Source organism: Actinoplanes sp. TBRC 11911, from assembly GCF_012933445.1.
Taxonomy (GTDB): domain Bacteria; phylum Actinomycetota; class Actinomycetes; order Mycobacteriales; family Micromonosporaceae; genus Actinoplanes.
Window position 1 is genome coordinate 1 of record NZ_JABBNC010000061.1, and the last position, 23,292, is coordinate 23,292.

Genomic DNA, 23,292 nt, shown 5'->3' on the forward strand with positions numbered 1-23,292 from the left:
AAACCAGCTGAACAGTTTCAGACCTTGGAAAGTTGGGGCTCGTATGTGGGCGCAACTCTCCAAGGTCTCCAAATCAGGCAGCAAATGGTGGCCGCAAAAGAATCGATAGGGTGCAAATCGACCGTCCTATAAGGACGCGAGTCCACGATGTAGCCTGCGGCGGCCGGATGATGAGACAACCGCCGAGCGGCGTCGTCAGGTGGCAGTCCATTGCCCTGCTTCGCGCCGACTAAATACCGATTTATCGGTATAAATCAGGGTGAGCGTGCCCGCGACAGACAACGCGCGCCGCTTGTTTTACGCGTTGTGTTTCGCGTGCTCGCAAGCAGCCGGCACGATTTGTCCCACGCCAGACCTGCAGCGTCGACCAGGGGGTTGGGCCGCGTCGACGAAGGTGCACCGGCGTCGACCAAGGCGCAGTGAGGTCAGGCGGCGCCGGGGCTGTTTTGCGGGGGCAAGGGCCGGAAGCCGGGGACGGCCTTGCCTGGCAGGCGAGTGGCCGTAAAACCTAGGGGACTTTTCGCTCGCCGTACCTTATGAAGGTTTTGACAGGACCGTCGAAGCCAAGGTGACCGCGTTGAAGTCGTCCGTCTTGCGGGTGCCTCGGAAGGACCGGTAACGCTGCCGCACCTTGTGGGTGCCCACGCCGACGGCGGACCGCACGCCGTCGCCGGTCTGGGACAGCAGGGAGCGGCGCGCCGCCGACAACGCGTCCTGATAGATCTGCTCCTGCATCACCGCGGCCCGCTCCAGGCTGAACCGCTCGACCGCGAGCTTGCGGCCGTAGGCGCCCAGCTCCGCGCGCCGCGCCGGGTCGGCCACCAGCGCCTGCAGGATCGACGCCAGGCGGGCGGCGCCGGCACCGGAGGCCGAGCCCACCCCGTACCACCCCTGGCGCAGAAACAGGTCGACGCTGGACGGGGTCAACAGCTCCCAGAACCCCTGCTCACCCTGCACGACCAGGGGCTTCGCGAACGCCAGCGCGCGCAACGCCGAACCGCCCATGCCGAGCATGATGTCGGCGGCCGCATACGCCGGGCGCGGGTCGATGAGCTGTCCGGTGAGCACGACCGCCCGCCGACCGGCCCGCGCGTTCGCCTTCGCGGCCCGCTCCGCGACCGCGTCCCGGGCGGTGCCGTCGCCGACGACCGTAAGCCGCAGCGGCAGCGATCGGGCCAGGTCACCGACCACGTCGATGGCGGTCAGCACGCCTTCGAGCTTCAGCTCGGGCACGAGGCGGCAAATGACCACGATGTCCACATAAGACGTGTCAGTCAGGTCGAAAGAGGCACGAAAGTCGCCCACCGGATGCGCCGGCGCGTTGGCCGTGACGTCGACCGGCGGCTCGATCAGGTAGACCGGGCCGCGGCGACCCGCGGCGGTCGTCTCCCGGAGCGCCTCGGTCCCGACCACCAGCGGCAGATCGCGGGGGAGGAAAGGGGCGATCGCCATCGACATCACCGTGCACACCGCCGCCGACGCACCGAGCGGATAAACCGCGGCGGCGGCCTCCAAACCGGGCGGCCACTCGTATCCGTGGACGATGTCGATCTTTTCGGTGCGAATCATCCGGCGCAACTGGCGAGCGACCACGGTGGACGGACGACGGCGGTGCGACGGGATCGAAACGTGACGCATGCCGAGGTCGGTCACCATCTGCACCAACGGTCCGTCATCGCCGGCGATCGTCACGTTATGTCCCAGGTCGCGCACCGCGGCGGCCAGCTCGATGGCGTTGAGCTGGCTCCCGCCCATCGCCATGTCGTGCGGGTAGACCACGATGTTCAGCACGCAGGGATTGTAGGAATCCAGTGACGGGCAAGAATGCCGACAAAGCGTCGGGATCTCGACCCTTCCAGTGGATAGTCGGCAGGTGACGGGCATCGGTACTGTGCCCACTGAGCCTTGTCGATGAGGCCGATGGTTGACGCGCCCGCCAGCGCTGGATCCATCGCGACGACATCGTGACGGTGGCGGGGGCAGCGATGGAGGAGAGGACTCAGTGGATTTCTGGGACGCGACGAAGGTGTTGGTGCGGCGCTGGTATCTGGCGCTTCCCCTCCTTCTGCTCACGTTCGCCGGGACCGGGTACACGGCCACGCAGATCGAGGCCGACTACGTTCTGACGTCGTACGTGCAGCTGATCCCGCCGCAGACTCCGCCGGTCACCGAGGAGGAGGCCCGCAAGATCCCGGTCAATCCGTGGAACCAGCTGGGGCTCGAGGCGCTGAGCCAGGCCAGCAACTACGCCACGGTCGACCGCACCTTCCTGGAGCGTCTCGAGAAAGAGGGCTACAGCACCAACTTCAAGATCACCTCGGGTGACCCGGTCGCGGGCGCCACGATCGAGGTGATCGGCCTGACCAGGGAGCAGGCGGTCGAGACGACCGATGCGGTGATCAAGCGGTTCAAGGAGAGCACGCTCAAGCTGCAGACGCAGTACCGCGTCCGCACCCAGGATCTGATCACCGTGGAGCGGCTCGACCAGGGCGAAAACCTGGACCGTCCGGGCGGCAAGGTCAAGCGGGCCATCATCGCCGTGTTCGGCACCGGCATGCTGCTCACCGCTGCCGTGACGATCGGTTTCGACGCGTGGTTGCGGCGGCGTCGCCGGCGCAAGGACGAGGCCGCGCTGCCGGAACCGACGATCGCGGCGGCACCCGTCTCGCCGTCACCCCGGGTCTTCGAGGCGCCCAAAGCCAGTGAGACCGTGCGGATCCAGTTCCCGGAGGGCACGATACCGCCGCGCAAGGGCACCAACGGGGTGGCGAAGGCCAAGGTGAAGGCCCCGTCCGAGCCGCGTAAGGACAGCCCCGGCGAGGCGACCATCATCCTGCCCGGCCCGCGCCAGTCCTCGAACGACAACGGCGGCCACCGGCGTTGAGCGCTCCCGCCATTCACCCGGCGGACTTCGAGCCCGCGGTCGCCGGTAATCGCACCTACGCCACCCGGCGGCGACTCGGCCGCGTCGACGCGGCCGTCGTGTTCGGGCTGATGATCTGCCTGCTGACGCTGATTCCGTCGCTCGCGATCCTGCCCAGCACGAGCGCCGACGTCGGCCGCCCGGCGGTCATCCTGTGCGTGTTGATGTTCGCCTGGTGGCTGGGCTCGCGGGCGCATCCCCGGCTGGCCATGCCCGGTCCGCAACCGGTGCGCTGGGTCGTGCTGATCTATTTCGCCTCCCTCCTGGCCGGGTACGCGATCGGCTTCGAGCGCGGCCTGACCGCGATGGAGGCCAACGCCGCCGACCGGCTGCTGCTCAGCGCGTTCGCGTTCTTCGGCGTGATCCTGCTGGCCGCCGACGGCCTGACCAACTGGGACCGGGTCCGCCTGGTGCTGAAGGTTCTGGTCTGGTGCTGCGTGTTCATGTCGATCATCGGCGTGGTCCAGTCGGTCTCGCCGGTCGATCCGGTGCAGTATCTGGAGATTCCCGGCCTGCAGATGGGCGATCTGATCGGCCTGCAGGAGCGCGGCGGTGGCGTCCGGGTGGCCGCGACGACCACGCATTACCTGGAGCTGTGCGGCACGCTCTCCCTCTGCTGGCCGATCGCCGTGCACTTCGCGCTCTACTCGGACACCGCCAAGGAACGCCGCCGGTACGCGATCGCGGCCGGGCTCGTCACGCTCGGCATCCTCGAGACGATCTCGCGCACCGGGATCATCGCGATGGTGATCGCGCTGGCCTTCCTGATCCCGCTCTGGACGTGGCGCCGGCGCTACAACGTCATCGTGCTCGGCGTCGGCGGGCTGGTGGCGCTCTCGGCAGTGCTGCCCAGCATCGGGCGCACGCTGCTGAACCTGTTCGCCGACGCGGAGGACGACCCGAGCATCACCTCCCGTACCGAGCGGTACGCGATGGTCGGCCACTACTTCTCGCAGCGGCCGTGGCTGGGCCGCGGCACCGGCACGTGGGTGCCCCCGATGTACCAGTACCTGGACAACCAGTGGCTGCGCACCGCGCTGGAGGGCGGCGTGCTGCAGGTCGCCACGCTGGCGATCCTGCACATCACCGCCCTGGTCGTCGCGGTCGTCGCGTTCCGCCGCGCCACCAACAAGGCCGACAAGCATCTGTGCATGTGCCTGGTCGCGATCCAGGCGATGGCCATGTTCATCGCGTACACGTTCGACGTCTTCGCCTACACCACGTACGTGATGGTGCTGGGTCTGATGATCGGCCTGTGCGGCACGGTCTGGCGGTTCACCCACCCGGCCCGTCAGGTGCGCACGTCTACCCCACACTGGTTCGGGTAGTCAGACCCAGCAGCTCGGCCATCCGCTCGGCGCGAACGGTCCAGCTGTGCCGTGCCGCGAAAGACCGCCGATCCCGTACGCCCGCAGGGGTCCGTGGTTGTGCCAAGGCGCGCCCGACCTGCGCCGCGAAGTCGCGTGGGCCGTCCGCCAGCGTGATCAGCGGCGTGTTCAGCCACGTGTGGGCCGGCAACGAGGTGGCCACCACGGCCCGGCCCGCGGCGAGGTACTCCAGCGTCTTCAGCGGGAAGCTGGCCCGGTTGAACGCGTTGTCCACGTACGGCGTCAGCCCCACGTCGATGAGCCGCAGATAGGACGGCAGTTCCTCGTACGCCCGCTGGCCCACCCAGGACACGTTGCCGCGCCCGGCGAGCGCCGCGAAGCGGTCCGCCTCCCGGTAGCCGTGCGCCAGCGGCCCCACGATGAGCAGCGCGCACCCAGTGTCGGCGACCGCTTCCAGCAGGCTGAGGTCGATCCGGTCGTTGAGGTGCCCGACAAATCCGGCGACCGGCCCGGTAAGCCTTATGTCCGGCAGCGGCGCCTCATCCACTCCCGCGTACGCCTCGGGGGAGCACCCGTTCGGCACCAGCTCGGCCCGGCTCCCGTAGCGCTCCCGCAACCCGGGCGACACCACGCTCACCCGGTCCGCCCCGGCGAGTGCCGCGTTCTCCAGCCGGATCAGCCGTTCCCGCGGCAGCCCGAGCAACTCCGCCCCGGCCACCAGGTCGTCGGTGACGTGCAGCAGCCGGTGCCGGGCGGGCAGCCGCGGCCAGCTCTCGTCGACCCGGCTGGACACCACCGCCGCCACCGCGCCCCGCGGCCCGAACAGTTCGCGCACCGCGGACCGCAGCGTGTGATGGACCTGCGGCGCCCGCAGATGCCGCAGCACGGGCCGCGTCATGCCGGGGGTGACCCGGGTGACCAGCCGCGCCAGCCGGGGCGTGTGCACCTGAATGCGGGGCGCCGCCGCCACCCCGGCGAGCTGCGGCTTGAGGAAGCGGGTCAGCCCCGAGATCGGCGGGTCCACGTAGAGCACCGGACCGTACCGGCCGAGCGCGGTGGCCAGCTGCCGGTCGGTGCCGGCCGGCCCGTCCCACCACCCGGTCGCGAGGTAGACGATCAGATCCTCGCGGGTGCCGTCCAGTGCGGTCACGCGTCGCCCTGGGACAGCTCGGCCCGCTTGCGCTTGCGCATCGCCGCCACCCGCTCGCCGCCGAGCACCCGCTTGCCCAGCCCGACCGCGGTGGCCGCACCGGTGTTGAGCAGGTTCAGCGACAGCGCCCGCGGCCGGGCCGCGAAGAACAGCACGTCGGTCTCGTCCCACGAGGCGTCGCTCATCGACGACTTGTACTGCGCGTCGCCGTACCCGTAGTCGAACCCGTCCACCGCCGGGTCGTCGGCCAGCTCCTGCAGCACCCGGGCCAGCAGGATCGCGCCCGGCTCGTCGTCCGCGCGCGCGGCGTCGAAAGCCGTCTCGAACAGGTGGAAGGTGCCGTGGTGGGTGAGCCCGTTCAGGTACGCCACCGGCGTGCCCTCCAGCGACAGAAGCCAGATTTTGTACGCCCCGCCGGCGATCGCCCAGCGCACGAAGGCGCGATGCAGCGGGTCGTCGGCGAACCCGACCCCGATGCCGCGCTGGTAGCTGCCCGACGCGATCGAGTCCAGAATCCGCACGACGTCGTCCTCGGCGTCGTCCGGCCCGATCCGCCGGACGCTCATCTTCGCCTCCGGGTCGCCCAGCTTCTTGAGCCGCTTGCGGATCCGCCAGCGGGTGCCCTTCGACCGGCGGCTCAACAGGCTGTCCAGGCCGCCGCTGAGGTCCGACGTGTGGTGCACCTGGGGCGCCGCGCCGTGCCCGCGACGCAGCCACGACAGGTGACTCGCGGCCACCTCGGCGAGCGGCCCGTCCACCGGCACCTTCGACAGCTGCAGGATGTCCGCGTCACCGCGCCGCAGGCTCGCCGTCAGCGCCCGCATCACCGCGCGGTAGTCGTCCGCGGTCCGCGCGCCCACGATGCCGCCGGCCACCACGACCAGCCACCGGGCCGGGGCGGTGAACAGCGTCCGGTAGCCGGCCTTGACCCGCACCGGGCGGCGCTCGACGCGCGCCACCACGAGGATCGGCTCGCGCCCGTCCTCCTCCAGCAGCAGGACGTGCGGCTGCTCGCCCAGCGCGTCGTGGACGACCGTGAACAGTTCGAGGCTCGCGTGTGGACTGACGATCTCGAACCGGCGCCACGTGTCGGCGAGCGTCTCGAGGTCGGTGGCGGTGGTGATCTTCATGGCGCCTTTCTCAGCCCCAGTCGGGCTCGTCGTCGGCCGGCTTCCCGGTCTCGAGGATCTTGTTGCCGCGGCGTACCAGGTCCTTGGGGAGGTCGCTGCCGTACCAGATCCCGTACACGCCGACCTTCTTCTCCTGCTGGGTGGAGAACCAGTTGTCGACCACCTGGATGTTGGTGGCGGGGTGTCCCTGATCCTGGATGTAGACGCAGTAGTTGCCGCCGGCCAGCAGGTTGTTGCGGACGATCACGTTGTCGATCGGGCCGATCGAGCTGCCGATGCTCACCGCGCCGGTGAGGCTGCCGCCGGACAGCACGATCGTGTTGTGCTCGATCAGCCCGTTGTCGCCGATCGAGCTGATGATGCCGTCGACGTGCCAGTCGTCGTCCGGGCCGTCGGTCGTCGAATGGATCCAGCTGTCCTTGATGACGTAGTCGGTGCCGATCTCGACACCGTGCCCGATGTTCTTCATCTCGCAGCGGCTGACGGTCAGCCCGTTGTACGCCATGATGGCCCGGTAGACCAGCCCGGACCCGTCGATCTCGCAGTCCTGCATCGTCATGCCCTTGACCGAGGTGTCCTGCTGGATCACGGTGAACTCGTCGCGCCCCTGGTTGGGCAGGTTGGCCGGCGCGGTGATCCGGGAGTTCTTGATGGTGACGTTGTTGGCCTTGACCACGAGCCTACCGACCAGATCGATGCCGTCGACGACCGCGCCGGCCTTCGACACCACCAATTCACCGGTCATCGGCTTGAGCTTCACGCCGGCCGGCACGCCGGTGTTCGACGCGCCGGGGAACGTCGACTTCTTCGCCTCGACGGCGGCCGCACCGGACTTGGCCTTGGTGGGGGTCTTCGACGGCGTCGCGCTCGCGCTCGCACTCGGGCTGGGCTTGACCGTCGGCGCCTGGCTCCGCGGCCCGGGGGTGGCGGACGGCGCGCTGCCCTGCTGACCGGCCAGGGTGCCGGTGCTCGCGTTGTCGCGCGTGGTCAGCACGCCCACGGTGGTGCCGGCGACGACGGCGAGGGCGATGGCGGCCGGAACGAGCCAGCGGCGGCGGGCAGGGCGAGGCGCTTCGCTGGGCATGCACGTAGGGTGCCGTACGCCCGGGCATCGGCCTATGAGCGGGTCGGCCGAGGTTGTGTCGGTTAAACGACTGAGCCATAGAGCCGTTTGGTTGTCTAAGTTGCACACTGCTGATGTCCGTACGCGTTGGGGGGAAGTCACACCGATGGCCTGGAAGTCGCTCCGTTCCCGTCTGGTCGGCGACGACGACTCGTGGGGTGCGCGCCGCCGTGCCGCGCGCTGGTCGTGGTTCACCAGCACGTTCCCCGGCCTGGACCAGATGTCGGTGGTGGATCTCGGCGGCGACCCGCACACCTGGATGCATTCGCCGGTGCACCCGAAGCACGTGCACGTGCTGAACATCGAACCTCTCGATACCGACATTCCTGATTGGATCACGACGGACTACGCCAACGCGTGCGATCTACCCGAGTCGATTGCTTCCCGGCGATACGACCTGGTGTTCTCGAACTCGGTGCTGGAACACGTCGGCGGTCACGAGCGCCGTGCCCGGTTCGCCGAGAACGCCCACAAACTCGCCGACGCGCACTGGATCCAGACGCCGTACCGGTATTTCCCGGTCGAGCCGCACTGGGTGGCGCCCGGCATGCAGTTCATGCCGATCCGGGCCCGCGCGGCGATGGCCCGCCGGTGGCCGCTGGCCCACGTACGCTCGAGCGGCCTCACCGACGCACTCGACGGCGTGCTCTGGACCGAGCTGATCGACCGCACCGAGCTGCGTTACCTGTTCCCCGGCTCGACCATCCGCAACGAGCGCCTGGCCGGCCTGACCAAGTCGATCATCGCGGTCAAGACGGCCTGACCACCGCGGGCGACCACGCGTCGGCCACCAGCGTGCGCGGCGTGCCCGAGCCGTCCGCCGGGACGGCCCAGATGTCGCTGGTGGCGGCGCCGGCATCGGTGGTGCGGGGCAGCCCGTACAGGACGGTGTCGTCGTCGAGCCACTCGACCTGGTCGTCCACGCTGCGCGTCTCGGCCAGCAGCGTCTCGGTGTGGGTGCGCAAGTCGTAGACGGCCAGCCGCCACTGGCCCGGGGGCAGGTCGCCGTGCTTCTTGAAGGCGATCCGAGTGCGGTCCGGCGACAGCGACGGGCACTCCACGTCGCGGCGCAGCGAGGTCATCCTCTTGGCCGACAGGCTGCCCACGACCAGCCACGTCTTCCCGCCCGAGGCCGCGGTGGCGTAGAACTTGTCGTCGTCGGCGAACGTGACGCCCCAGAAGTTGCGGTCCGCGGCCGTGACGCGCTTGCCATCGGCGTACAACTGGAATTGCTCGAGGTCCGCGGTCTGTTTGCCGTCCAGCCGGGTGACCAGGGTCCGGGTGGAGAACTGGCCGACGTTGGCGTAGGAGTCGCCGAAGACGAAGGTGGTGGTGGCGGTCAGGCTGCCGTCGCGCGACATCCGGGCGCGGCTGGGCAGCCCGCTCAGCGGCACGTCGGTGACGGTCTGGAAGTCCGGCCCGAGCAGCTGCGCCTTGTACGTGTTGCTCAGCCCCCGCCGGGCGTACAGGCAGATCTCGTGGCTTCCGGTGGCGTAGATCCGCTCACAGGAGGCGCCGGTGAAGGCCCGCGGCCCGGACGGCGCGCTCAAGGGCACGACGGCGACCTTGCCGAGCTCGCTGCCGATCGCGGTGTTGCGGAAGACCAGATGCGGCGCGGCCAGCACCGTGCTCAGGTCGGCGCGCGCGGCGACGGGCGCGGCATTGGCCTGCCTGTGCTGCACCCGCAACACGTAGGCGCCGGTGGCGACCAGCACCACCGCCACCACGCCCGCCAGGATCGCTAGCCGTGCTCTGGTGTTCACGCGGGTACCTCCGATGCGCGCAGCAGCCACCAGGCCACCGGGAGGGCGCACGCTAGCAGGCCGGCCACGAGCAGCAGCGCGTCACCCCGCCCGATCAGCACCCACAGACTGCCGAACGCCAGCGCGGAGACGAACCGGGCGACCGCGACCACGGTCTGCGCGGCGGCGATCCCGCTGCCTCGCGCCTCGTCGCTGACCAGGCGGCTGACCAGCGCGGACAGCACGCCGTCGGTGCTCGCGTAATAGGTGCCGAGCAGGGTCAGCACGACCACCGTGCCGGCCACGCCGCTGAACGGGCCGCCGGCCGCCAGATAGGCCAGCAGCAGCGCGACGTGACCGCCGAGGAAGACCCGGGACCGCCCGATCCGGTCGGAGAGCCGGCCCAGCGGCAACGCCAGCGCCAGGTACGCGATGTTGGTGCCGACGTAGAGCAGCGGGAACAGCGTGGCGGCCAGGTCGTCGCGCTGCTGCACGGCCAGGTAGAGGAAGCCGTCGCCGATGGTCAGCACGCCGAGCAGCCCAGTCGCCACGAGCGGGCGCCGCAGCCGTACGCCGCTGATCTCGCGCAGCACCCGGCGCAGTCCGACGCGGGCGGCCCCGGCGCGGGTGCGCAGGTCGGGCACGAACAGCAGCAGCACGGCCACGCCGATCACGGCGAACGCGAACGAGGTGACGAACACCGAGTCGTAGCTGCCCGGCACCATCGCCAGCAGGGCGAACGCGACCAGCGGGCCGAGCACCGCACCGACCGTGTCCAGTGTGCGGTGCACGCCGAACGCGCGGCCCAGCATGGCCGGCTCGGACGACTCCGCGATCAGCGCGTCGCGCGGGGCGGTGCGCAGGCCCTTGCCCAGCCGGTCGGCCGTGATGGCCCCGGTGACCGCGACGAATCCGTGCGCCGGCAGCATGACGATGCGGGACAGCGCGGACAGCCCGTACCCCGTGAAGGCCACCCATTTCGGCCGGCCACCCCGGTCGCCCGCGTATCCGCCGGCGATCCGCACGAAGGCGCTGACGCCCTGGTAGAGGCCGTCCACCACGCCGTACGCGAGGTAGCCCAGGCCGACCTCGGTGGTGAGGTAGAGCGGCAGCACCGCCACCACCATCTCGGACGAGATGTCGGTGAGCAGGCTGACGACGCCGAGAAGCAGGACGGTCGTCGCCACCCGGCCGGCCTGCGGGCCCGCGGCTTTCGAGGGCCGGCCGCGTACCGTGACGTACACGTATTTCCCTACCTCTCCGTTTCTTCCCTGTCCCGCCACCTTTACGCGGATCGGCGGCGAAGACACTCGGCCATCGGGTTCGTTGATTTACATACGACAGTTGATGGCGCCTCACCGAAGTGGCCGAGATACTGCTCGCGTGATCAGCGTAGTGATCCCGGCACACAACGAATCCCTCGTGATCGGACGCCTGCTGCGGGCCCTGCTGGAGGGGGCGCGACCGGGCGAGATCCAGGTGATCGTCGTCCCGAACGGCTGCACCGACGACACCGCCGGGGTGGCCGCGTCGTTCGGCCCGGCCGTCGAGGTGGTCGCCTTGGAACAGCCCGGCAAGTACGCGGCGCTGCGGGCCGGCGACGACCGGGCGACCGGCGACGAGGTGATCTTCCTGGACGCCGACGTCGAGCTCGGCATCGCGGATCTGCGCGCGCTGGCTGCGGGGTTGCGGGAGCCGGGCGTCCTGGCCACCGCACCCGACCGGACCGTCGACACCGGACGGTCGTCCTGGCTCGTGCGGTGGTATTACGACATCTGGCAGGAGCTTCCGGGCGTCCGGGAGGGCCTGTTCGGCCGCGGCGTCATCGCGGTCGGCCCGGTGGCGCGCGAGCGGCTGCGGGCCGTTCCCGACGTGATGGGCGACGACCTGGCCGCGTCGGTGGCGTTCGCGCCCGCCGAGCGGCGGGTGGTGCCCGGCGCTCGGGTCGTCGTGCACGCGCCGCGGACCCTCGGCGACCTGCTGCGCCGCCGGGTCCGGTCGGTCACCGCCACCACCCAGCTGCAGGCGGCCATGCCGGGCACCGTCGACGCGGCCCGTACCAGCAAGGCCGACCTCCTCGGCATCGTCCGCCGGCACCCGCCGGCGGCGCCCAAACTCGCGGCGTTCCTCGCCGTCACCGTCATCACCCGGTGGCGGGCCCGCCGTCCGATCCGTTCCGGAGACTTCACCACATGGCTACGCGACGAGAGCAGCCGCGCGACCTGACCACCCCCACGATCGCGGTGGTGGTCGTGACCTACAACAGCGCCGCCGTCCTGCCCGGCTTGCTGGACTCGCTCGACGACGGGCTGCGCGGGGTCCGCTGGCACCTCACCATCGCCGACAACAACTCGGCCGACGACAGCGTGGCGATCGCCGTCGCGGCGGTTCCGGGCTGCCACATCGAGCAGACCGGACGTAACGCCGGATATGCGGCGGCGTTCAACGCGGCGGTGCGCTCGGCACCGGCGTACGACGCGGTCCTGATCCTCAATCCCGACGTGCGGCTGCGGCCCGGCTCGGTCGCGACGCTGATGTCGCGGCTGGGCGACGGCGTGGGCATCACGGTGCCGCGGATCGTCGGCGAGGACGGGCAGGTGGCGCTGTCATTGCGCCGCGAGCCGTCGGTGCCCCGGGCGTTCGGCGAGGCGGTGCTGGGCCAGCGCGCCGGACGCTTCCCGGCGCTGGGGGAGACGGTCGTGGACCCGTCGGCGTACCTGAGTGACGGGTCGGCCGACTGGGCCACCGGCGCGGTGATGCTGATGTCGCGCGCGTGTCTCGACGCGTGCGGGCCGTGGGACGAGCGGTTCTTCCTCTACTCGGAGGAGACCGAGTTCGCGTTGCGCGCCCGCGATCGCGGCTTCCGCACCGATCTGGTGGCCGACGCCGAGGCTGTCCACATCGGTGGCGAATCGCGCGTCTCGCCCGCGCTGTGGAGCCTGCTGACCGTGAACAAGGTTCGGCTGTACCGGATGCGGCACTCCGGTGCGGCCACCGCGCTGTTCTGGTCGGCGACGTTTCTGCGCGAGGCGTCGCGCGCGGCCCTCGGGCATCCGCGGAGCAAACAAGCAATCGCCGCCCTCGTACGCCCGTCCCGGCTGCCGTTTCCGCCGAAGTGATCGATGCATATCACCCGCCTCGTCCGTTGCGGCTGGCCGTTAAGACGAGCCGCTTCACCGGTCGTACGGAGTTATCGGGAGCCTCACCACGAAAACGGTCAATACGGCATGTCAGTTAGCCGTCTACATCTTTCGATGACCTAATTGTCCTCAGTAGCCTCACGGACGGCTCCGCTGCTCCTGTGTGGGCGGCCCTCCGGAAGGACGACATGACGCCGAGATTCGCTCACCTCGACGGCGAAACCACCGAGCTGACCAACCGGCTCCTCGCGCTCGCATCGCGCGGACTACCCGCCATGTACCGGTCGGACACCGACGAATTCGCCTTCACGCGCGTCTTCACCACGACGGATGACCGGGTCGACGCCCACCTCTCCGGCACCAGCCTGCGGTACGCCGCGATCGTCGCTCTGGGGGTCGCGTGGCTGCCCGAGGCCGACCGGCCCGCGTTGCTCGGCGGCCATTGTCTGGACGACTTCGTGACATTGCTCGTCGAGCGCCAGCAGACGAGCACCAACCTCGGCGACATCGCGCTGATCGCGTGGAGCGCCGCCCAGATCGGCCATCCGTCGCTGCCGGACGCCCTGCGGCGCCTGGCCTCCGCCGACCGGCGCACCGCCCCGGAATACGTGGTGGAGGCCGCCTGGGTGGTCTCCGCGCTGGCCACCGCGCGCGGCCAGGCCGACGTCGAGGAACACCTGGCGCAGGCCCGGAAACGCTTGCTGGACAGCGTTTTCAAGGGCAGCCCGGTGTTCCCGCACGCGACCGGCCCCGGCCTCGTGAAGGGCTACCGCAACCACATCGCCTGCTTCGCCGACCAGGTCTACCCGATCCAGGCGCTGGCCCGGCTGCACCACTCCGGCGACGACAAGGCGGCACTGGACGCGGCCCGCGTCACCGCCGAGCAGATCTGCCGCCTGCAGGGCCCGGCCGGGCAGTGGTGGTGGCACTACGACGCCCGCACCGGCGACGTCATCGAGGGATACCCGGTCTACACCGTGCACCAGCACGCGATGGCCCCGATGGCGCTGCTCGACCTGGCCGAGGCCGGCGGCGGCGACTACGACCAGTCGATCCGGCTCGGCCTGCGATGGCTGCTCGGCCCCGCCGAGCTGGGTGCCGGCTCGGAGACGATGCTGCGCGACGACGACGGCCTGACCGTGCGGAAGGTGTTCCGCGGTGACCCCAGGAAGATCGTGCGCGGCCTGCACGGGGTCACCACCGGCGTGCGCTCCGGCCTGCGGATGCCGGTCATCGACCGGGTCTACCGGCCCACCGCGCTCGACCGCGAGTGCCGCCCGTACGAGTTCGGCTGGCTCTACTTCGCCTGGCTCGCCTCGGTGCACACGCCCGCCACCGAGCAGCAGGGGCGGTGACCGGGATGCTCACCGTCCGCGAACGCCGCGACCTGCTCGGCGTCCCGATCGACCCGCTCACCCTCGGCGAGACCGTGGCGCTGTGCATGGCCGCCGTCGAGAAGGGCGAGTTCGTCGAGGTCGGCGTGGTCAACGCCGCGAAGATCGTGAAGATGCGCGCGGACGCCGCCCTGCGCGACGCGGTGACCGGCTGCGACGTCATCGTGGCCGACGGCCAGTCGGTGGTCTGGGCCGCCCGGGTGCTGCGCCGCCCGCTGCCCGAACGCGTCGCCGGCATCGACCTGTTCCAGCGGCTCATGTACATGGCCGAGGAGCAGGGCCGTTCGGTCTACTTCCTCGGCGCCCGCGAGGAGGTGCTGGCGACGATGGTTTCGCGGATCCGGGCGCAGCACCCGCGCCTGCGCATCGCCGGCAGCCGTAACGGCTACTTCGCCGACGACGAGGCGCCCGCGATCGCCGACGCCATCAAAGGCAGCGGCGCCGACCTGCTCTTCCTCGGTATGACCTCGCCGAAGAAAGAGGTCTTCGTGGCCACCCACGGCGAACGCACCGGCGCGAAGGTGGTGCACGGCGTCGGCGGGTCCTTCGACGTGCTCGCCGGGGTGGTCAAGCGCGCGCCCCGGGCCTGGCAGCGGATGGGCATGGAGTGGCTGTACCGCGCCCTGCAGGAACCGCGTCGTCTCGGCGGCCGCTACCTCACCACGAATGCCGCGTTCATCCGCCTCGTCGCCGGCGAGTGGGCGCGTTCCGTCCGATCCTCGTCCTCCACCGATCACAAGTGAGGGAAACTGCCATGCGAGTCGTCATCGCCGGCCAGGGCTATGTCGGGCTGCCGCTGGCCGTCCGCGCCGCCGAGGTCGGTCACCAGGTCGTCGGCTACGACGTCGACACGGTCCGGATCGGCCGGTTGCAGCGCGGCGAGTCGTACGTCGAGGACATCGCCGCGGCCCGGCTGCAGGCTGTCACCGCCGACGGGTCCTACCGGCCCAGCACCGATCCGTCGGACTGCGCGGACTACGACGTCGCGGTGATCACCGTGCCGACCCCGCTGCGCGACGGCGTTCCCGACCTCACCTACGTCGAGGCGTCCACCGCACTGCTCGCCCGGCACCTGCGTCCCGGTGCGGTCGTGGTGCTCGAATCGACGACGTACCCGGGCACCACCCAGGAGGTCGTCCAGCCCATCCTGGAGAAAGAGTCCGGCCTGCGGGCGGGCATCGACTTCTGGCTCGGCTTCAGCCCCGAGCGCATCGACCCGGGCAACCCGACCTGGAACGTCATCAACACCCCGAAGATCGTCTCGGGGGTCGACGAGACGTCGCTGAAGAAGGTCAAGGAGTTCTACGACACGATCGTCGAGAACACCGTGACGGTGGCGTCGCCGCGCGAGGCCGAACTGGCGAAGCTCATCGAGAACACGTTCCGGCACGTGAACATCGCGCTCGTCAACGAGATCGCGATGATCTCCAACGACCTCGACATCGACGTCTGGCAGGCCATCGACGCGGCCTCCAGCAAGCCGTTCGGGTTCATGCGGTTCACCCCGGGCCCGGGCGTCGGCGGCCACTGCCTGCCGATCGACCCGTCCTACCTGTCCTGGCGGGTGCAGCGGGCGCTCGGCCAGAGCTTCCGGTTCGTCGACCTGGCCAACGACATCAACAACCACATGCCCGATTACGTCGTACGCCGGTTGATCAGTGCTTTGAACAAGCGGCAGCGCTCGGTGTCGGGCAGTCGCATCCTGCTGCTCGGCTTGGCGTACAAGAAAAACACCGGTGACGCCCGCGAATCGCCCGCCGTACGCGTCGTGCAGTTGCTGCGCGAGATGGGCGCCGAGGTGCGAGTCGCCGACCCGCACGTGGTCGAGGCGGTGCACGGCGCGGCCGACCTGACGATGGTGCCGGCCGACGCGGCGGAGTTGCGGGCGGCGGACGCCGTGGTGCTGCTGGCCGACCACGACGTGTTCGACTACGAGCTGATCGCGTCCGAGTCCCGCTACGTGCTCGACACCCGGCGCCGCCTGCCGGCCGGCGACCTGGTCGAGGTGATCTGATGCCCCGGATCATCCTGGTGGCGGGTGCCCGCCCGAACTTCATGAAGGTCAAGCCGGTCCTCGACGCCCTCGAGTCCCGGGGCGCCTCGGTCGTGCTGGTGCACACGGGCCAGCACTACGACGCCGCGATGAACGACGTGTTCTTCACCGACCTGGGCCTGCGGCCGCCGGACCGCCACCTCGGCACCGGCTCCGGCAGCCACGCCACGCAGACGGCCCGCGTGATGACCGCCTTCGAGCCGCTCGTCGACGAACTGAAGCCGGACGCGGTCGTGGTGGTCGGCGACGTGACGTCCACGCTGGCCTGCTCGCTGGTCGCGGCCAAGGCGGGCGTCCCGGTGGCGCACGTCGAGGCGGGCCTGCGCAGCCGCGACTGGTCGATGCCCGAGGAGGTGAACCGGGTCGTCACCGACCGCCTGAGCGACCTGCTGTTCGCGCCGTCCCCGGACGGCGTGGAGAACCTGCGCGCCGAGGGCTACCACGACGACCAGATCCACCTGGCCGGCAACGTCATGATCGACACCCTGTACGCCAACCTGGACCGGGCACTGGCCTCGGATGTGCTGCACCGCCATGGGTTGACCCCGGGTTCCTACGCCCTGGCGACGTTGCACCGCCCGGCCAACGTCGACGACCCGGCGATGCTGGCCGGTCTGCTCGAGGCGTTGTCGGCGGTCGCCGCGGAGTTGCCGGTCGTGCTGCCGGTGCACCCGCGTACCGCGGCCCGGCTCCCGCAGACCTCGGGGCTGCGCCTCATTCCGCCGGCCGGTTACCTGGACTTCATCGCCCTGCAGGCGTCGGCCCGGCTGGTCCTGACCGATTCGGGCGGCATCCAGGAGGAGACGACCGCCTTGGGCGTCCCGTGTCTGACCCTGCGCGACTCGACCGAGCGGCCGATCACGGTGACCGAGGGCACGAACACCCTGGTGGGCCGGGACCCGGCCCGGATCATCGCCACCGCCCGGCGGGTGCTGTCCGACCCGCCGCTGAAGCGGACGCCCGCCTTGTGGGACGGGCACGCCGGGGACCGCATCGCCGAGGTCCTGCTGCGGTTTCTGGCCGCCCCTGAGCGGTTGCGGCCCACCGACGCCCGAGGTGTCACCGTCTGATCATTTCCCCTGGCCGAGTGGCACGAGTCGGGCCGCCATCGCGGCCAGCGCGGCGGCGGCCAGCACGACGAAACCCGCCGTGACGAACACCGTCGGCAAGGTGGCCGACGAGACAAGGATCGCGCCGAGGCCGGACCCGACCGCCAGTGCGATCTGGAGGTTCGTCACGTTCAACGTCGCCGCGGCCTCGGGGGTCTCCGGGGCCGCGCCGAGCATCCAGACCACCGTGCCCGGGTTCAGAATTCCCCAGAACAAACCCCACAGCACGAGCAGCAGGCCGGCCAGCCAGGGCAGGGTGCCCGCGAACACCAGCCCGACGATCAAGGCGGCCAGCACCGTCGCCGCCCCGGCGAAGCTGCCGATCACCCCGCGCTTGAACAGCGACCCGGCGATGATCGAGCCGGCGATGCCACCGCCGCCGTAGATGACGTAGAGCAAGGAGATCACCCCGCTGGACAGATGGGTGTGATCCATCAGGAACGGGGTGATGTACGTCCAGGCGGTGAACTGCCCGATGTACACCACCGCGCCCGCCGCCATGCCGAAGCGGGCTGCGGGGCGGGTCACCACCGCTACGAGGTCACGGACGTGCGTATGCCCGTCCGGGCTGACACTCGGCAGCACGAGCGCCTGCAGGACCACGGAGAGCAGTGTCGCCGCCGCCGCGATGGCGAACGTGAGATGCCAGCCGACGAGGTTGCCGAGGAATTGTCCCGCGGGGAGCCCGACCACCGTCCCGCCCGAGATACCGGCCGCGATGATGGTGATGGCACGCGTGCCGGCGGCCGCACCGACCAGCCTGGGTCCGATCGGCAGGACCACGACCCAGAACGCACCCAGGGTGGCGCCGAAGACCAGACGGGCGAAAAGCACCAGGGCGAAGTCCGGCGACACCGCGGCGACCAGGTTCGACACCAGCACCGTCAGACCGAAGGCGAGCACGAGCGTGCGCCGGTTGAAGCGTCCGGAGCCGAGGAAGAACAGCGGTGCCGCGACCGCGGCGCTGAGGCCCGGCACCAGCACGATCAGCCCCGCGAGGCCGAGCGAGACATGAAGTCCGCCGGCGATGTCCGGCAGCAGCCCGACCGGCAGCGTCTCGGTCATGACCATGATGAACGCGCCCAGCGCGAGGGCTCCGACGCCCGCCCAGGCCCGCCTGGAGGGCTTCGCGGAACTGGCGGCGGGTGGCTCAATTATGCCCGTCGCAGGCGTACCGCCGGTGGTTGACATGATGTTTCTCCTCGCGTGGTGCGGGTGACGGACGTCTCGTCGACCAGAGGGACTATTTAGTCCGATCAGAGATGGTCGAGAAACAGGGATGTCGCCAATTTCCAGGCGCTCGGACCCTCACATCAGCGCTACGATCCGTCTCTACCCCGCGATACTCGGTGGTCTGGACCACACGCCCGACCAAAATCTGGACTTTTTAGTCCGGTGTACGTGGAGAAACATACCAGCGGCGCGACGGCGCGCTCGAGAGCACGGTCGCCCGGTTCCCGCCGGCAGGCGACGGACCAATGCGCGACCTCGGGGGTGTGGCGAGGGCTGCCCACGTGTCATCGAGGCCGGCGCGCTTCCGCGCACGCGGCGGGGGAGGGTGCTCGCTCGCGCGTTTCAGTACGCCGTTCGCGCGCGTGCCTCGTCCAGGTAGCCGGCCAGATGTTTGTCGAGGAGGGCGTCGATGTCGAGAGTCGCGTGACTCTTGAAGGTGTCGAAGGCTCGGCAGTAGGCGCGGACGTCGGCTTTGCCCTGGGACAAGATGCCGGTGTTCAGCAGTTCTACCATCACCGTTTCGTCGTCGAACATGTTGAACGAGTGCATCGGCGGAAGCGACAAGGCGGTTGCCGCCGGAATTATCGCGATCGTGATGTTGGGCTGGCTCGACAGTTCGCGCAGCCGCCGGATCTGAGCCGCCATCTGTTCGGGTGGGCAGATCCGATTTGCCAGTACCGATTCGGTCATGACGAACTCGAAGGTTCGCTCCCGATCACCGAGGACCTCTTGACGTTGCACCCTGGCGGACACGGCCGCGGGGATGGCGACATCGTTCGCCGGATCTTCCAGCCGCGTGATCGGGCGGAAAGAGGAGAGAACCGCTCTCGCGTACTCGCTGGTCTGGAGCAATCCCGCAACGATCGCGGACTGAAAGTCCTTCAACTGCTTGACGCCGAGCTCGATCTGGCGAATCTCGCGCTGTATCGAGGCAAGCGTCGCCCACAGCGACCGCCAGTCCGTCATGCGGTCGTGCGCCTGTTCGGCCAGCTCGACCAGCCGCCGGGTATCTGCCTCGCCGGCGTCGAGAGCACGAGCGATCTTTTCGATGTCCGCCGGGTCGGGAAGCGTGATCGCGTTTTCTATTCGCGAAATCTTCGCCTGGCTCATTTCCACCATGCCCGCCAGTCGCGTGCCGGTGAGCCCCTTGGCCTTGCGGATCTTGGTTAGAGCGACTCCCAGTTCCTCGGCAGGACCGCGGGGAACGTCCGACGTGTCAGGCACCGAACGCCCCCTCCCGTACCGGTCAGCCGATCTTAGTCGATGCTCCGAGCTGCGGCGGCGAGCAAGTCGATGGGTATCTCGACGAGGAACTCGCCCTCCGGCACATCGAGGCCCGCTTGATCCGCCCGGAGCGCGTAACCCTGGACGATGAGCGTCTCCTGATCCTTTTTGTAGATCGTGGGGCAGCCGCTCGAGGCGCAGACCTTGGCAAGCAGCTGCGGCGGCGGTGACCCCGCACTGATGCGAGGCAATGTATCTGCAGGGACCGCGTTGTCCGTCTGACGATGAGTAGTCACGAGGACGTATGCTCTCATTCGGATCGGATGAATATCCGGCTTTGGCGCGCGACCGTGATCCGATCGATATTGATAGGGTGATCAGGGATTTGCCCCGGCTTGCTGGCTAGCTGCCACCACGCAAGTCTGATGCTAGCAGCCTGCGACGTGGCTGGTTATTCACTCGACGCTGACGAAATTCGCACCTGCTGAATAGACCTTTCACGACGACGATCGATCACACATAGTGAGTGAAACGATCGTTAAGGAAACGGCGCCGGCCACAGTGGCCCTGCCGGGAAAGCGTGACGTGACCGATCACTTCGACGTTTGGATCGCACCGAGGAGAGTCTGATCGTGACCCTTGTCGACCTTGATGTCCTGGGCACCGCGCCATCCGCGGCGAGGGCCGAGCTGCTCGCCGTCGCCGCGCTGCCGTTCGAGTTCAGGTCGGCAATCCAGGTACTCGGTCCCTGCGTGTCACACGAGGCCGGCATCGCACGGACCAAGATCGTCGATCGACTGGGCAACGCGTGGCGATTGGAGATCGTCCTGGTGAGCTCGATGGGCGCCGTTCCCGCGGCGCTGGTGACCCAGGAGGCCCTCGGCCGCACCAAGGCACCCCACGTCGTGCTCCTGGGCATCGCGGCCGGAGTGCCGGACCGCGTCAAACTCGGCGACGTGGTCATCCCCGAACAGATCCTCTACTACGAATCCCAGAAGCTGACCGAGACAGCCGCCGAGGGCGCACCGTCCTGGCGCGCGACCGACGAGCGAGTGCGGGTCGCCGCGTCGGTGATGCCGAGTTTGATCGGCCTGCAGGGCAAGACGACCTCGGTGGCCGTCCACACCGACGTCGTCATCGCCAGCGGCGAAAAAGTCGTCGCCTCCCAGGTCTTCCGCGACACCATATGCTCCGCACACCGCCGGGCGGTGGCACTCGACACCGAGTCGTACGGCGTCGCGAGAGCCGCGGAACGAGGCGGCAGCCGGGTCACCATCATCAAATCCATCTGCGATTTCGCCGACTCCGCCAAGAACGACGAGTTCCACGAGTTCGGCGCCCTGGCGTCCGCAACCGTCTTCAGAAACCTCGTCTACGAGGGCGCCTTCCGCAGGTCCCACGAGGAGCCCCCGCTCGACTGACCAAATCCGGCGCTCACCGAAACCACAGAGCCGCCCCCGAGGTGCGTCGGAGGCGGCTCTGACGGCGTGACACCCAGCAAGGCGTCACTGTGGGAACTGCGGCGCCTCAGGGCGGAGCGAGGCGCCACAAACGAACATTTCAGTACGCGCCGGAGCTTCGCATCACCGCGCTCACGGTTCGGGCCAGGATCGCCAAATCCATGGCCAGGGACCAATTCTCGACGTACGTCAGGTCCAGCCGGATCGACTCGTCCCAGGACAGGTCGGAGCGGCCCGACACCTGCCACAAGCCCGTCAGGCCCGGCTTCACCACCAGGCGGCGGCGCATGTCGGCCGGATACCCCGCCACCTCCAGCGCCAGCGGCGGCCGCGGGCCCACCAGCGACATGTCGCCCTTCAGAACGTTCAGGAGCTGCGGGAGCTCGTCCAGCGAATACCGGCGCAGCCACCGTCCCACCGGCGTGACCCGCGGGTCCTTGCGCATCTTGAACAGCTCGCCGTCCGTGTCGTTCAGGTTTCGCAGCTCGGCCAGTTTCGCCTCGGCGTTCACCACCATGGTGCGGAACTTGTAGAGCACGAACGGCCGGCCGTCCTTGCCGACCCGCTCCTGGCGGAAGATGGCCGGGCCGCGGCCGCCCGGGCCGAACATCACCAGCAACGCCACCACGGCCAGGACCGGGGACAGCAGGGCCAGCAGCACGAACGCTCCGAGCCGGTCGAACGCCGCCTTCACCAGGCGGGTGCTGCCCTTCAGCCGGGGGTGTTCGACGTGCAGCATCGGCAGGCCGTCGACGGGGCGGATCGTCGTGCGGTCGCCGGCCACGTCGACCAGCGTGCTCGCCACGATCAGGTCGATCTCGTCGGACTCGAGCTGCCAGGCCAGGCGGCGCAGCGCCGCCCCGTCGATCTCGGGGCAGGACAGCACCACCACCGTGTCGGCGCCGGAGTGCCGGACCGCCTGGGCCACACTGTCGAAACTCCCGTAGATCGGCGGCATGCCGTCCTCGGTCCGTCCACTTTGGCCGAGCGGCAGGCAGGCGCCGATGATGCCGAGCCCGTGGTGGCTTTCGTTGCGCAGCCGCTGGGTCATGTCCGCGACGGCGCGGGCGTGCCCGACCAGGATGACCCGGTGCAGCCGCTGCCCGCGGGCCCAGGAACGGTGCAGTGTTTGCCGATACAAATAACGGCCGACGACGTCGACGAGGGTGGCGAGCGGAACGGCGATAATGACGTAACCACGGGCCAAACGCAGGTCGAACGCAAAGGAAGCGAACGCCAAAATCGCGGTGAGGCCAATGCCGGCGCGGACGACCCGGACGTATTCGTCGGTTCCCACGAAAAGGTGCCGTGACTCGTATGCCCGGTTAATTGCCAGGATCGCGACCCAGGCCAGCGGAAAGACGAAGGTGAACAGCCGGTAGTTGATCAGGAACGACTTGGTCTCGCCCGCGCCGAAGCGCAGCACGAGGGCCGACGAGGCGGCGATCAGGCCGACGACCACGTCGATGACGACCAGGCCCAGGGCGTAACGATCACGCCAGCCCGGTTGCGTCGCCACGGCGCGGACTTCCTGTCCGCGAGGCCCGGTGAGCTGCGCTTCCTTCTGTTTGATCTCGACGGTCGACAGATCTTCGAGCGTCCGCACGTTGTGGCCCCCATTATCGACTGTGCTCTACCACACGCCGGGCTGCGACGGCTCGCCGAACACGCCGGACATGCCGGGGCGGTGACGGGCCGGCGAGCCTCGGCGACCCACGGGAAACTCTCCCGAATCGATAAGCGTCAGCGCTACGCCTCTTTCGTCGGAGAGGAATGGCGGATCGGATGAGGTGACATTACAAAGTGGACGAAGGCGGTTCACATCGGGCATTAACGATTTCCGGCATAGATCGACGTGCATCGTACCGGAATGACGCCACAGAGAGTGATCTCATACTATACGTAGAGACATGAGTCAATGGACGAACGGTGATCAAACCTGTACTAAATCCGACGAAGTGACGCGACCTACTCCGAACACGTGGAATACCCTGGCGACAGGCCCGTGACCTGCGCTTCCACGAATGCCGGCCCGGCGGCGTCCTTCGTGGACAGAAGCGGGGTGCCGGCCACGCGATGCCGAGGTCCGTGTCGAGCGGGTGGATGTCGTGCTCGCGCTACAACTTCGGGAACCGGCGGCGCGTGTTCCCGTGCCGTGGCGGATCTCGCCGCCGGACGGGTCGAGCAACCGGCAACCGGCGACCTGCATCTGGCATCTGGCAACCCGCAAGCGGCCGTCCCGCTATGTGGCGATCCCGACCACATCCTGGATTTGGTCGAGAC

The 23,292-nt window shown here is 69.2% G+C and carries 20 protein-coding genes; 10 read left to right on the top strand and 10 right to left on the bottom strand.

From position 1 onward, the window contains the following. Positions 1–534: 534 nt before the first annotated feature. Entirely contained in the window at positions 535–1,791 is a 1,257-nt protein-coding gene (locus HH310_RS42360) for a glycosyltransferase family 4 protein (protein WP_211193323.1), read from the bottom strand. A gap of 211 nt (positions 1,792–2,002) precedes the next feature. Here HH310_RS42360 and HH310_RS42365 point away from each other — a divergent pair, with 211 nt between their 5' ends. Together HH310_RS42365 and HH310_RS42370 are read left to right on the top strand one after the other, a co-directional pair. Next, entirely contained in the window at positions 2,003–2,884 is an 882-nt protein-coding gene (locus HH310_RS42365; protein ID WP_169181432.1) for a hypothetical protein, read from the top strand. After that, positions 2,881–4,251, top strand: coding sequence for an O-antigen ligase (locus tag HH310_RS42370; protein ID WP_169181433.1), 1,371 nt, complete (start codon positions 2,881–2,883; stop codon positions 4,249–4,251). The genes HH310_RS42365 and HH310_RS42370 overlap by 4 nt, the downstream gene beginning before the upstream one ends. Here HH310_RS42370 and HH310_RS42375 read toward each other — a convergent pair. The 3 genes from HH310_RS42375 to HH310_RS42385 are packed head-to-tail and all read right to left on the bottom strand — an operon-like array spanning position 4,229 to position 7,615. Continuing rightward, the gene (locus HH310_RS42375; protein ID WP_169181434.1) at positions 4,229–5,401 is read right to left on the bottom strand and encodes a glycosyltransferase; all 1,173 of its coding nucleotides are present in this window, start codon (positions 5,399–5,401) and stop codon (positions 4,229–4,231) included. The genes HH310_RS42370 and HH310_RS42375 overlap by 23 nt on opposite strands. Continuing rightward, the gene (locus HH310_RS45145; protein WP_169181435.1) at positions 5,398–6,531 is read right to left on the bottom strand and encodes a GNAT family N-acetyltransferase; all 1,134 of its coding nucleotides are present in this window, start codon (positions 6,529–6,531) and stop codon (positions 5,398–5,400) included. The genes HH310_RS42375 and HH310_RS45145 overlap by 4 nt, the downstream gene beginning before the upstream one ends. Positions 6,532–6,541: 10 nt before the next feature. Then, positions 6,542–7,615, bottom strand: a complete 1,074-nt coding sequence (locus HH310_RS42385; protein ID WP_169181436.1) for a right-handed parallel beta-helix repeat-containing protein — start codon at positions 7,613–7,615, stop codon at positions 6,542–6,544. 145 nt (positions 7,616–7,760) lie between these two features. On the opposite strand from HH310_RS42385, the gene HH310_RS42390 reads away from it, so the two are divergent. After that, positions 7,761–8,417, top strand: coding sequence for a class I SAM-dependent methyltransferase (locus HH310_RS42390; RefSeq protein WP_169181437.1), 657 nt, complete (start codon positions 7,761–7,763; stop codon positions 8,415–8,417). Here the strand turns inward: HH310_RS42390 and HH310_RS42395 are convergent. After that, positions 8,404–9,417 carry a hypothetical protein gene (locus HH310_RS42395; RefSeq protein ID WP_169181438.1) on the bottom strand — a complete coding sequence of 338 codons (1,014 nt, stop codon included), beginning with the start codon at positions 9,415–9,417 and terminating at the stop codon, positions 8,404–8,406. The two genes, HH310_RS42390 and HH310_RS42395, sit on opposite strands and share 14 nt — an antisense overlap. Then, on the bottom strand, positions 9,414–10,640 hold the full coding sequence (locus HH310_RS42400; protein WP_312034679.1) for an MFS transporter: 1,227 nt from the start codon (positions 10,638–10,640) through the stop codon (positions 9,414–9,416). Before HH310_RS42400 ends, HH310_RS42395 begins: the two co-directional genes overlap by 4 nt. Before the next feature lie 139 nt (positions 10,641–10,779). Here HH310_RS42400 and HH310_RS42405 point away from each other — a divergent pair, with 139 nt between their 5' ends. From HH310_RS42405 to wecB, 6 genes are all read left to right on the top strand, one after another. Next, positions 10,780–11,622 carry a glycosyltransferase family 2 protein gene (locus tag HH310_RS42405; protein ID WP_169181439.1) on the top strand — a complete coding sequence of 281 codons (843 nt, stop codon included), beginning with the start codon at positions 10,780–10,782 and terminating at the stop codon, positions 11,620–11,622. Next, a complete protein-coding gene (locus tag HH310_RS42410; RefSeq protein WP_169181440.1) occupies positions 11,589–12,515 on the top strand; it encodes a glycosyltransferase family 2 protein in 927 nt (308 codons plus the stop codon). The genes HH310_RS42405 and HH310_RS42410 overlap by 34 nt, the downstream gene beginning before the upstream one ends. A gap of 209 nt (positions 12,516–12,724) precedes the next feature. After that, the gene (locus tag HH310_RS42415; protein ID WP_169181441.1) at positions 12,725–13,891 is read left to right on the top strand and encodes a hypothetical protein; all 1,167 of its coding nucleotides are present in this window, start codon (positions 12,725–12,727) and stop codon (positions 13,889–13,891) included. A 5-nt stretch (positions 13,892–13,896) separates the two neighbouring features. After that, positions 13,897–14,673: a WecB/TagA/CpsF family glycosyltransferase gene (locus tag HH310_RS42420; RefSeq protein WP_169181450.1), complete on the top strand. Its 777-nt coding sequence runs from the start codon at positions 13,897–13,899 to the stop codon at positions 14,671–14,673. An 11-nt stretch (positions 14,674–14,684) separates the two neighbouring features. Beyond that, on the top strand, positions 14,685–15,944 hold the full coding sequence (locus HH310_RS42425) for a nucleotide sugar dehydrogenase (protein WP_169181442.1): 1,260 nt from the start codon (positions 14,685–14,687) through the stop codon (positions 15,942–15,944). Beyond that, positions 15,944–17,053: a non-hydrolyzing UDP-N-acetylglucosamine 2-epimerase gene (wecB, locus tag HH310_RS42430; RefSeq protein ID WP_169181443.1), complete on the top strand. Its 1,110-nt coding sequence runs from the start codon at positions 15,944–15,946 to the stop codon at positions 17,051–17,053. The genes HH310_RS42425 and wecB overlap by 1 nt, the downstream gene beginning before the upstream one ends. Here the strand turns inward: wecB and HH310_RS42435 are convergent, their stop codons facing one another. The 3 genes from HH310_RS42435 to HH310_RS42445 all read right to left on the bottom strand — a co-directional run bounded on the left by HH310_RS42435 (position 17,054) and on the right by HH310_RS42445 (position 19,845). Then, positions 17,054–18,283, bottom strand: a complete 1,230-nt coding sequence (locus HH310_RS42435; protein WP_169181444.1) for an MFS transporter — start codon at positions 18,281–18,283, stop codon at positions 17,054–17,056. Positions 18,284–18,667: 384 nt separating this feature from the next. Beyond that, the gene (locus tag HH310_RS42440) at positions 18,668–19,549 is read right to left on the bottom strand and encodes a helix-turn-helix transcriptional regulator (protein WP_169181445.1); all 882 of its coding nucleotides are present in this window, start codon (positions 19,547–19,549) and stop codon (positions 18,668–18,670) included. A 32-nt stretch (positions 19,550–19,581) separates the two neighbouring features. Further along, the gene (locus HH310_RS42445) at positions 19,582–19,845 is read right to left on the bottom strand and encodes a hypothetical protein (protein ID WP_312034680.1); all 264 of its coding nucleotides are present in this window, start codon (positions 19,843–19,845) and stop codon (positions 19,582–19,584) included. A gap of 336 nt (positions 19,846–20,181) precedes the next feature. Between HH310_RS42445 and HH310_RS42450 the strand changes: the two genes are divergently transcribed. After that, positions 20,182–20,970 carry a hypothetical protein gene (locus tag HH310_RS42450; protein ID WP_169181446.1) on the top strand — a complete coding sequence of 263 codons (789 nt, stop codon included), beginning with the start codon at positions 20,182–20,184 and terminating at the stop codon, positions 20,968–20,970. A gap of 139 nt (positions 20,971–21,109) precedes the next feature. Here the strand turns inward: HH310_RS42450 and HH310_RS42455 are convergent, their stop codons facing one another. Next, positions 21,110–22,615, bottom strand: coding sequence for a sugar transferase (locus tag HH310_RS42455; protein ID WP_169181447.1), 1,506 nt, complete (start codon positions 22,613–22,615; stop codon positions 21,110–21,112). Between the last annotated feature and the right edge of the window lie 677 nt (positions 22,616–23,292).

Coding starts and splice junctions, on each gene's coding strand:
- HH310_RS45145 (WP_169181435.1), bottom strand. CDS start 6,531: ATGAAGATCACCACCGCCACCGACCTCGAGACGCTCGCCGACACGTGG.
- HH310_RS42385 (WP_169181436.1), bottom strand. CDS start 7,615: ATGCCCAGCGAAGCGCCTCGCCCTGCCCGCCGCCGCTGGCTCGTTCCG.
- HH310_RS42390 (WP_169181437.1), top strand. CDS start 7,761: ATGGCCTGGAAGTCGCTCCGTTCCCGTCTGGTCGGCGACGACGACTCG.
- HH310_RS42410 (WP_169181440.1), top strand. CDS start 11,589: ATGGCTACGCGACGAGAGCAGCCGCGCGACCTGACCACCCCCACGATC.
- HH310_RS42415 (WP_169181441.1), top strand. CDS start 12,725: ATGACGCCGAGATTCGCTCACCTCGACGGCGAAACCACCGAGCTGACC.
- HH310_RS42420 (WP_169181450.1), top strand. CDS start 13,897: ATGCTCACCGTCCGCGAACGCCGCGACCTGCTCGGCGTCCCGATCGAC.
- HH310_RS42425 (WP_169181442.1), top strand. CDS start 14,685: ATGCGAGTCGTCATCGCCGGCCAGGGCTATGTCGGGCTGCCGCTGGCC.
- wecB (WP_169181443.1), top strand. CDS start 15,944: ATGCCCCGGATCATCCTGGTGGCGGGTGCCCGCCCGAACTTCATGAAG.
- HH310_RS42435 (WP_169181444.1), bottom strand. CDS start 18,283: ATGTCAACCACCGGCGGTACGCCTGCGACGGGCATAATTGAGCCACCC.